Origin of the sequence: Treponema bryantii NK4A124 (assembly GCF_000421345.1) — a bacterium.
GTDB lineage: Bacteria > Spirochaetota > Spirochaetia > Treponematales > Treponemataceae > Treponema_D > Treponema_D bryantii_B.
Genome location: NZ_ATWV01000009.1, coordinates 143,428 through 152,509 on the forward strand (window position 1 = coordinate 143,428; position 9,082 = coordinate 152,509).

Consider the following 9,082-nt stretch of genomic DNA (forward strand, 5'->3'; position numbering starts at 1 on the left):
CTGGAGTTGTAATGAGAAAAGTTCCAATATTCATAGCAAATATCCTGATTATTTTCTTTATAATGGTTTTTGTTTCCCTTTATGTAAGGCAGCAGGGAAAAATTCAGTCTGCGGCAAATACAGAAAATTTTGTAAACATGAGCATTGGCCTTGAGCGTGTAACGACTTATTATCTTGAAGGTGAGCAGCGTCTTTGTAATTCCTGGGCAAGATACATCAGCCCCAACCGTCTTACCATGAATGAAGCTATTGACTACTTAACGCAGGTTCAGGTAGTAAAAACAAATTCTTCCCATGTAATTTATCTGGACAGCCTTACAGGCCTTTCCAACAGAGCCAGAGCCGACAACCCGGACGACAATACGGTTTCCTATCAGAATATAGATATTCTTTCTTCCCTGAAAAATATAAGTTCAGAGCTGCAGCCGGAGCACCGCACATATTTGTATACAGATAATTTTGATGCCGTGCACGTTACCCGCTCTTATACAAATCCTATGAATGGAGTTCAATCAATTGCCTTTTGTGATGTAGTTAATCTTACAGATTCCGCCGGCTCCTTAAAAAAAGCCCTTTTGATGAGGGTTGTTCCCCTTGAAAACATTTCCGGAAAATGGTCTTTCCCTACAGAACGCTTTGAAAATGCACAAATTTCCATGATTGATTCTGACGGCAACTATATCATAAAGGGAAAGTCATTTAAAAACTCCAACTTTTTTGAATTTTATAAATCCTATAATCCTGCAGATTTCAGCAGGATTGAAGAGTTAAAAAGCAGGGTTCATACAGTCGGAAGCTTTAAAATGAAAAATTCAAAGGGAGAAGACTGCCTTATTGTTCATGTTCCTGTAAATTCTGCGTCTGACTGGTCAATCATTTCTTATATCCCTACAAAATATTTTGAGGAAAATAAGATAGACTGGATTCTAATCAGCGTAATTGCTTTTGGGCTACTTCTGCTTCTGATAATTGATTTGATTGTCTTTATGAGGTTCAATGTCAAGCTTACAATTGCGGCGGCCGCAGCGGAATCTGCAAGCAAGGCCAAGACAGACTTCCTTTCTACAATGTCTCACGATATCCGTACTCCTATGAATGCAATTATCGGCCTTACGACGATTGCAGAAAAAAACGCAAGGGATCCATTTTCCGTTACAGACAACCTCAAGAAAATCCGCCTTGCCAGCAATCATCTTTTAACCCTTATCAATGATATTCTTGACATATCTAAAGTTGAAAGCGGCAAGCTGAATCTTTCGCCTGTAACATTTTCAATTGTCGATTCAGCAGAAAATCTTGTAAATCTTTCCCAGACCATGGTTCGCGAGAAAAACATAGATTTCCGCTTCCGCTGTAAAAACATTAAGCATGAGTACCTTTATGCCGACCAGCTTAGAATCAATCAGATTTTCATAAACATTCTTTCCAATGCCCTGAAGTATACGCCCGAAGGAAACAGCGTTTATGTAGATATGTGGGAAGAGGAAAGCCAAAGTCCAGGCTTTATAAAGCTTTTCTATAAGGTGGAAGATACAGGAATTGGAATATCAGCAGAATATATGAAAGAAATGTATTCGCCTTTTACCCGCCAGACCGACAGCCGCATCAATAAAATTCAGGGAACAGGACTTGGCCTTGCCATCACAAAAAGAATGGCAGACCTTATGGGCGGTACAATTGAATGTCAGAGTACGGAAGGTAAAGGAACAACATTTACTGTAATTCTGGAATTAAGCATAAGCGACAGGACGGAAGAAGAAATGAATCTGCCGCCTCTTGACGTTCTTGTGGTTGATGATGACGAAGTTCTTCTTGAAACTGCCAGCGATACCCTTTCAGCACTCGGAGCAAAGGCAGAGCTTGCAGATTCCGGAAATACAGCCCTTGCCAAAATAAGTGAAAAAAAAGATAAAGGCAGGCTTTATGATGTAATCATTCTTGACTGGAAAATGCCTGGAATTTCGGGCCTTGAGCTCACAAAAAAAATTCACGAAATTGCAGGAAAAGACATACCCATTCTTCTTGTTTCTGCCTACGACTGGACTCAAATAGAAGATGATGCAAGAAATGCCGGTGTGAGCGGCTTTATAAGCAAGCCCCTCTTCCGTTCTTCCCTCTACAAAAAGATTTCTGAGGTTCTTGGAATAGAAAAAGATGCAGCTGACCAGGAGGAAAATAATTCAGAGCTTGCAGGAATGAATGTACTTGTTGCAGAAGACATGGACGTAAACTGGGAAATAATTCATACCTTGCTTGAGATGTACGGCATTAACAGCGACCGTGCCGAAAACGGAAAGGTTGCTGTAGAAAAGCTCCGCGACATAGGGCCAAGTCAGTATGATGCTGTATTTATGGATATTCAGATGCCTCAGCTGAACGGTCTGGACGCAACCCGCCAGATCCGTATGCTTGAAAATCCTTATGCTGCCGGAATCCCGATTATTGCAATGACAGCCGACGCCTTTTCCGAAAACGTAGCAGAATGTCTTGAAGCCGGAATGAACGGCCACATTGCAAAGCCAATTGACATAAAGCAGGTAATCAAAGAGCTCAAGAAAATACACGAGGCCAAGCCTGATTTTTATAAGGATGAATAAATGAAAAAGACAACACTTCCTATTTTAGCATTATCATTGTTTACCGGTCTCTTTTTTTCCTGCACTAAAAAATCTGCCGCAGAAAAAGCCTTTAAGCCCCGCCTTGCCACAGATACAAAGTGCCAGATAAACATTGCAGGAAACTACAAGAATTTTGAGGCTCTGGAAGCAGAGTTTGACCGCTTTAATGAATTTTACCCGGATGTTGAGTTAAGCTTTTCATTTCTGGACAGCTACAATTCTACAATAAAATCGGCACTGGCAGGAGAATCTGCTCCCGATATTTACATGACCTTTCAGTGGATGCTGGACAGACCAGAGTACAAGGAGCTTTTCGCCTCTGCCCAGGATATGTCCGATGAAAAAGCCCTGGGCTTTAATCTTTCCACAATCAGAAGTGAGCTTATTGAGCACACGGCAGACGGCAGAACCCCCATGGTTCCTGTTCTTTCCGGTTCATACGGAATGATGGTAAACGAAGATATTTTCAAAAAAGAAGGACTTAAAATTCCAGAAAGCTATACAGAACTTGTAGATTGCTGCAACAAACTGAAAGCTGCCGGTTACAAAAGTCCCATTATGGTTTATGCAGACAATTTTATGGGGCTTCCTCTGATTTATTCTTATTTCTGTAAATCACTTGAGAATAAGGCTGAGGCTGTTGCAATGCTCAATCAGCTTAATCCTGCTGCAGGAGAATATTTAAGACCAACGCTGGAATGGGCAAAAAACTTTATGGAAGAGGGACTTATTGATCTTGACCAGTGCCGTACCCTTAAAGATAAATACAATAAAGTAATCATGGCTTTTTTTGAAGGAAACATTCCAATAATGCTCTGTGATACAGACATAGTTTCGGGAACCTTAAAAAGGGAAGCTCAGTCACAGGCTTTTGTAAATAATCCTTTTAAATACAGCTTTCGCATTTTTCCTGCCACGGATCAGAACAGTTATTTTGTAAACAACGTTTCTGTAGGATTTTCCGTAAACAAAAATTCTAAAAATCTTGATATGGCGGATGAATTCATGCGTTTTCTTGTAAGAACAGAGGAACTCAACAATCTTGCAAAAATCAAGCGTCTTATTACTGTTTCAAAAGATTATTCCTTTGACGAAGTTTTTGCCCCACTGAGTAAGTCTACCCCAATATATCTTGGAGAGCTGGGACTTATTGACAGTGCAATTGCCCAGATGCGCACCGCCGTTCAGCAGGTTTTGATTGGAAACATGACTGTTGAGCAGGCAGTGGATAATTACGGCAGCTTCAAGTAGAAAAGAAAATGCCGTCTAGTCGGATTTTTTTTCCAGCAGCATTTCAGCATCTGCCCTGCCCTGGCGGGCTTCGAGTGTAGAATATGAATTAACTCCGTCTACGGCGTTATGCTGTGGCGGAGTTTTTTTTGTGGATTTTTTCTTTAGAGCCTGCTGAAGAGCCCAGGAAGAAGAACGATTCATCAGACTATAGTATTCTTTGTCGTCCATGTTTTAAAATGGTGATTTCGATACGCCCTTTGGGCTACTCAATCACCGTAGATTTTTTCCGGTGGTTGAGTGATGCGAAGCATAGTATCGAAACCACTATAGTGTTCACCGGTGGTTGAGTAGCCGCAGCGCGGCGTATCGAAACCACATCACGCAGGAGTATAAACTACCGCAAGAATCTTAGCCTTGTTCTCTCCATGTGAATGTACATGGTGCGCAACAATCGACTCATAATAAATCGAATCGCCCTGCTTGAGTTCGTACTTGTCCTTGCCGTAGATGATTTCTACTTCACCTTCGAGAACGTAGATGAACTCTTCACCTTCGTGAGTTGAAGTTTTGATTTCTTCTTCAGAAGATGGGAAGATATCAATGATGAAAGGATCCATGTGGCGGCCGGCCTTGTTCTGAGCCAGAGTATAGAAGTCCAGGTCAGAATTAACTGCGTTTCCGCGGTCACTGAAGCGGGTTACTTCCTTCTTGTCCTGAGCACGGGTTACTACAGGTCCCAGGTTTTCATCATCGTCCATAAAGGTTCCAAGGCGAACGCCAAGAACACGGGCAATCTTAATAAGCGGTGTGAGGTTTGGAACAAGCGAACCGTCTTCAATGCTTGCAATCTGTTCAACGCTGAGGTTTGTGCGCTCAGAAACATCTTCGATAGAAAGCTTGCGGTTTTCGCGAACCAGTTTTACCTTTGCACCTATTTTATTTTTTTCACTCATATTTTATCCTTTAATATCGTAATCCTTGTTGTATGCCGCTTCGATTGTAGCAATATTTATCGGATTGAACTTCTTGTTGCGGGCCGAAATTGCTTCATCCAAAGCGTACTCAAAAGGCTTAACTCCGCTAATCATACCAGGGCAAACCTTTGCAAGACAGCCAAGAACAACCATGTTTGCACCGCGGGCGTTGTTAGTCTCTGCGGTTATATCATTAGCAGGCAAAGCAAGAGTACGAATATCCTTGCGGCTTGGTTCAATATCAATCAAAGAAGAATTGTAAATCAAAAGTCCGCCCGGCTTAAGCCACTTTTCAAACTTAGTCATAGAAGGCTTGTTGAGAGCAACGACTACATCCGGCTTTTCAATAACAGGGGATGCAACTTCTTCATCACTAACGATTACAGAACAGTTAGCAGTACCACCGCGCATCTCAGCACCGTATGAAGGAATGTGTGAAACGTATTTGTCTTCGCTCATTCCGGCAAGTGTAAGGATTTTTCCGGCAAGGATAACACCCTGACCACCGAATCCGGCAAAAATAATTTCTGTTGTCATATCTTATCCTCCCCTACCTTACTTTGTAACAACGCCGGCTTTTGGTGTTGCGGCTTCCGGAGTAACTCCGCCTGGAACGTCGCGGAAAACTCCCAGAGGATAATAAGGCTCCATCTGATCCTTTACCCAGTCAGCAGCAACAGTTGGAGCAACACCCCAGTTTGTAGGACACATAGAAAGAACCTCGACAAAGCTGTAGCCCTTTCCTTCCTTCTGATATGTCAAAGCCTTTTTGATGGCTGCCTTAGTTTTGTTGATGTGAGGAACATCATAAACGGCACAGCGCTCAATATACTTTGGTTCAACAAGAGTATTCAAAAGCTCGCAGGCACGAATCGGGTAACCAACTTCATCAGCATTACGTCCGAAAGGAGTTGTCTTTGTAACCTGACCAACAAGAGAAGTTGGAGCCATCTGACCACCAGTCATTCCGTAAATTGCATTGTTGATAAAAATTACAGTGATGTTTTCACCGCGGTTTGCAGCGTGAACAGTTTCACCTGTACCAATGGCAAGCAGGTCTCCATCACCCTGATAGCTGATAACAAGCTTATCTGGATGAACGCGCTTCATACCAGTTGCAACTGCAGGAGCACGACCATGAGCGGCCTCGCAGGAATCAACATTAATATAGTTATAGGCATAAACTGCACAACCAACAGGAGCAACAAGAAGTACATCCTGCTGAATATTCATTTCATCAATAACCTGTGCAATCAACTTGTGAACGATTCCATGACCACAGCCACCACAGTAGTGTGTAGGCACGTCATTCATTGATTTTGGAAATTCATATTTCTTACTCATAGCTCTTTACCTTCTCAATAACAGCATCAACTGAAGGAATGATTCCACCAGGCTCGCCATAGAAATCAACATCCTTTACACTTCTTCCGCAGTTAAGCTTAACATCCTGAACCATCTGACCCATAGACATTTCTACAGTCAAAATCTTCTTGGCATTCTTGCAGGCAGCTTCAAGCTCTTTTGCAGGGAATGGCCAGAGAGTAATCGGACGGAAAAGACCAGCCTTAATACCCTGCTCGCGGAGCAGCTTTACAGCCTTCTTGCAGACACGGGCACAAGTTCCGTAGCCGGTAAGAATGTAATCAGCATCGTCACACATAAAAGTTTCAGACATTGTTTCATTGTCCTGAATCTTCTGATAGTTTTCAAAAAGAGCCTTTGTGTGAGCGTTCAATTCGCCGTCAATTCCGGAAAGCTTGAGAGACATAATCTTGTTCTGCTTGCGGTCCGGAGTTTTTCCTGTAAGAGCCCAAGGCTTTGCAGGGAACTCTTTTACAAAGTCAGGAAGAACACAAGGCTCAGACATCTGTCCAAGATAACCGTCACCAAGAATCATACACATAACGCGGTACTTGTCGGCAATCTCAAATGCCTTGAGAGTACAGTCAGCCATTTCCTGAACAGTACCCGGAGCAATAACTACCACATGGTAGTCACCGTTTCCACCACCGCGGGTTGCCTGAAAGTAGTCACCCTGAGCACCGGAAATGTTTCCAAGACCAGGACCACCGCGCATCATGTTTACAACAACGGCAGGAAGCTGAGCTCCGGAGATATAAGAAATTCCTTCCTGTTTCAAAGAGATTCCAGGAGAAGAAGAAGAAGTCATACAGCGAGATCCGGCAGCTGAAGCCCCCATTACCATGTTAATGGCAGCTAACTCAGATTCAGCCTGAAGGAAGGTTCCACCTACTTCTGGAAGACGCTTAGCCATATAAGCCGGAATTTCATTCTGCGGTGTGATTGGATATGCAAAGTAGAAACGACAGCCGGCACGAACCGCAGCCTCGGCAATTGCTTCGTTTCCTTTCATCAAAACTTTTTCTGCCATTATTCAGCCTCAATTTCAATTACGCAGTCCGGGCACATAGTTGCACACATACTGCAGGCAATACAGCTTGCCTCATCAATACAAACAGGGAAAGAAACTCCCTGACCATTGGTTTCTTTAGACATTTCAAGAATCTTCTTAGGGCAAACGCGGATACAAAGTCCACAGCCCTTACAGCGTTCCTTGTTGATTAAAGGTCGTCCTTTAGCCATATACCTCACCTTTGAACAGCCGCCGTCCCAAAGTCCGCCGACCATACTCTTATAATAATGATATATGCTGATATAATATAGAAAAGTGCCGCTTTATACAATACAGTTTTACTAAAAAAATGAAATATTATTAAAGTTTTGCAGTGGGAGTAAAATAAAAGTATTTAGGAGGGGGAAGTCTCCCCCTGGCTCCAACCGCCTGTCGGCGTTTTCCGCCACCCTCTCCAGCGGGGGACACCCCCGCAACGCCCAACATCATCAACTTAAGACTAAAAAGACGGTTTTAGATTACAGCCGAATTTATTAGCTTTATTAAACTGTCTTTTTTTAGACTTTGATTTCCGGACAGGCAGAGTGTACTTTGAAATCTCTGCCTGAATTCTTTTCAGTTTACGTACCCTGATCCTGTCATTTTCCTCAAGAGCCATATCAAGAAGTTCATCTTTGAATATACCTATAGCAACATTCTGATTGATTCTCTGAGGATACATATATTTATCAGGTTTCTTCTGAAGTTTTTCTTCTGCAGTATGTCTCACATCTTCCATCATGTTATATACATAAACCTGCGCAAGAAAATCCTGCTCTACATAAATACTTGCATTTCCTGTTACGCTTTCGAATCTCATCTTATTTTTTATTGTGTTATAAGCATCTTCTATTTTCCATCTCAGAAAATATGCACTTATAATTTCTTCGCTTTTTATATCATCAGGAAGACTCGTCAAAATTGCAAATTCATCTCCTGCTGGAGTTTTGTCACGGATTAGTCTTGTGGCTGTGAATTCATTGTCTTTAATTTTTTCATACAGATCTTCATTCTTAGCTTTCAATTTCATCAGCTTTGTTTTTGTATTCAATATTTTTACAACAGAGTCATTGCTTTCTGTCTGCTGTCTCTCATTTTTACAGAAGGTTGAAGAAATTCTCACTATATAAGCTATTTTCTGTTCATCAAGATAATTTAAAAGTTCTAATGAAGGATAACCTCTGTCAAAAATTATGATAATCTTTTGTTTTAGTCCTATTCTCTCTATCGCATTGATGTTTTCTTTTGCAGCTTCAAGTTCATTCACATTTACATTGCATATCTGAAGATCTATGAAAAAATCATTGAGGACATCAAAAAGGCCGCTTATTAAAGCCCGGGCAGGTCCTTCGCAATATATATTCCCCTGAGTTCCATATGTTTTTCTATTTTCTTCAGAGTTTGGAATTTCTGCTTTACTGCCGTCTATCGCAAGTACAAGATAACCATTCCATAGCTTTACTTCATCCTCTGATTCATAAAAGGATTTTATATATTCGTCATTGGCATATCTGAATACTTCTGGATTTAGGTTTTGTCTCGCCTTGAGCCAGGCTTGTTTTGATATTTCGTCTTTTCCGCTTTTCTTGGAATAATTTCTAATTTCCATTGCTGCCGTAAGTCCTTTGCGTGCTATGATGCTTGTCATTATATCATAGACGCTCATTTTTCGTACCCTCACGAAAACATTTTTACGGCTTCCTCTGGCTATTTCTCTAATCTTTTTAGATTTCCATAAAGAGACAGTTCTGTTAAATCTTGTTATACTTTTTCCACCCATACAGAAATTCTAATAGATTTTAGAATTTTTAAATAGTAGGTTCCTTAAGTTGATGATGTTG

At 41.5% G+C, this 9,082-nt stretch carries 9 protein-coding genes; 2 read left to right on the forward strand and 7 right to left on the reverse strand.

Going from position 1 to position 9,082, the window contains the following annotated elements; genetic code table 11:
• Positions 1 to 11: 11 nt before the first annotated feature.
• Together G626_RS16305 and G626_RS0110580 are read left to right on the forward strand one after the other, a co-directional pair.
• Positions 12 to 2,597, forward strand: coding sequence for a response regulator (locus G626_RS16305; RefSeq protein ID WP_022932757.1), 2,586 nt, complete (start codon positions 12 to 14; stop codon positions 2,595 to 2,597).
• The gene (locus tag G626_RS0110580) at positions 2,598 to 3,869 is read left to right on the forward strand and encodes an ABC transporter substrate-binding protein (protein ID WP_022932758.1); all 1,272 of its coding nucleotides are present in this window, start codon (positions 2,598 to 2,600) and stop codon (positions 3,867 to 3,869) included.
• Between the two features lie 15 nt (positions 3,870 to 3,884).
• Here the strand turns inward: G626_RS0110580 and G626_RS16310 are convergent, their stop codons facing one another.
• The 7 genes from G626_RS16310 to G626_RS17585 form a co-directional block, all read right to left on the reverse strand.
• Positions 3,885 to 4,079: a hypothetical protein gene (locus G626_RS16310; RefSeq protein ID WP_022932759.1), complete on the reverse strand. Its 195-nt coding sequence runs from the start codon at positions 4,077 to 4,079 to the stop codon at positions 3,885 to 3,887.
• A 149-nt stretch (positions 4,080 to 4,228) separates the two neighbouring features.
• Positions 4,229 to 4,804 (reverse strand): helix-turn-helix domain-containing protein, encoded by a 576-nt coding sequence (locus G626_RS0110590; RefSeq protein WP_022932760.1) that lies wholly within the window; start codon positions 4,802 to 4,804, stop codon positions 4,229 to 4,231.
• A 3-nt stretch (positions 4,805 to 4,807) separates the two neighbouring features.
• Positions 4,808 to 5,362: a 2-oxoacid:acceptor oxidoreductase family protein gene (locus G626_RS0110595; RefSeq protein WP_022932761.1), complete on the reverse strand. Its 555-nt coding sequence runs from the start codon at positions 5,360 to 5,362 to the stop codon at positions 4,808 to 4,810.
• A gap of 18 nt (positions 5,363 to 5,380) precedes the next feature.
• A complete protein-coding gene (locus G626_RS16315; protein ID WP_022932762.1) occupies positions 5,381 to 6,169 on the reverse strand; it encodes a thiamine pyrophosphate-dependent enzyme in 789 nt (262 codons plus the stop codon).
• A complete protein-coding gene (locus G626_RS0110605) occupies positions 6,162 to 7,220 on the reverse strand; it encodes a 3-methyl-2-oxobutanoate dehydrogenase subunit VorB (RefSeq protein WP_022932763.1) in 1,059 nt (352 codons plus the stop codon). The genes G626_RS16315 and G626_RS0110605 overlap by 8 nt, the downstream gene beginning before the upstream one ends.
• Positions 7,220 to 7,432 (reverse strand): 4Fe-4S binding protein, encoded by a 213-nt coding sequence (locus tag G626_RS0110610; protein WP_022932764.1) that lies wholly within the window; start codon positions 7,430 to 7,432, stop codon positions 7,220 to 7,222. Before G626_RS0110610 ends, G626_RS0110605 begins: the two co-directional genes overlap by 1 nt.
• A 269-nt stretch (positions 7,433 to 7,701) precedes the next feature.
• Positions 7,702 to 9,021, reverse strand: a complete 1,320-nt coding sequence (locus G626_RS17585) for an IS4 family transposase (protein ID WP_081647530.1) — start codon at positions 9,019 to 9,021, stop codon at positions 7,702 to 7,704.
• Positions 9,022 to 9,082: the final 61 nt, after the last annotated feature.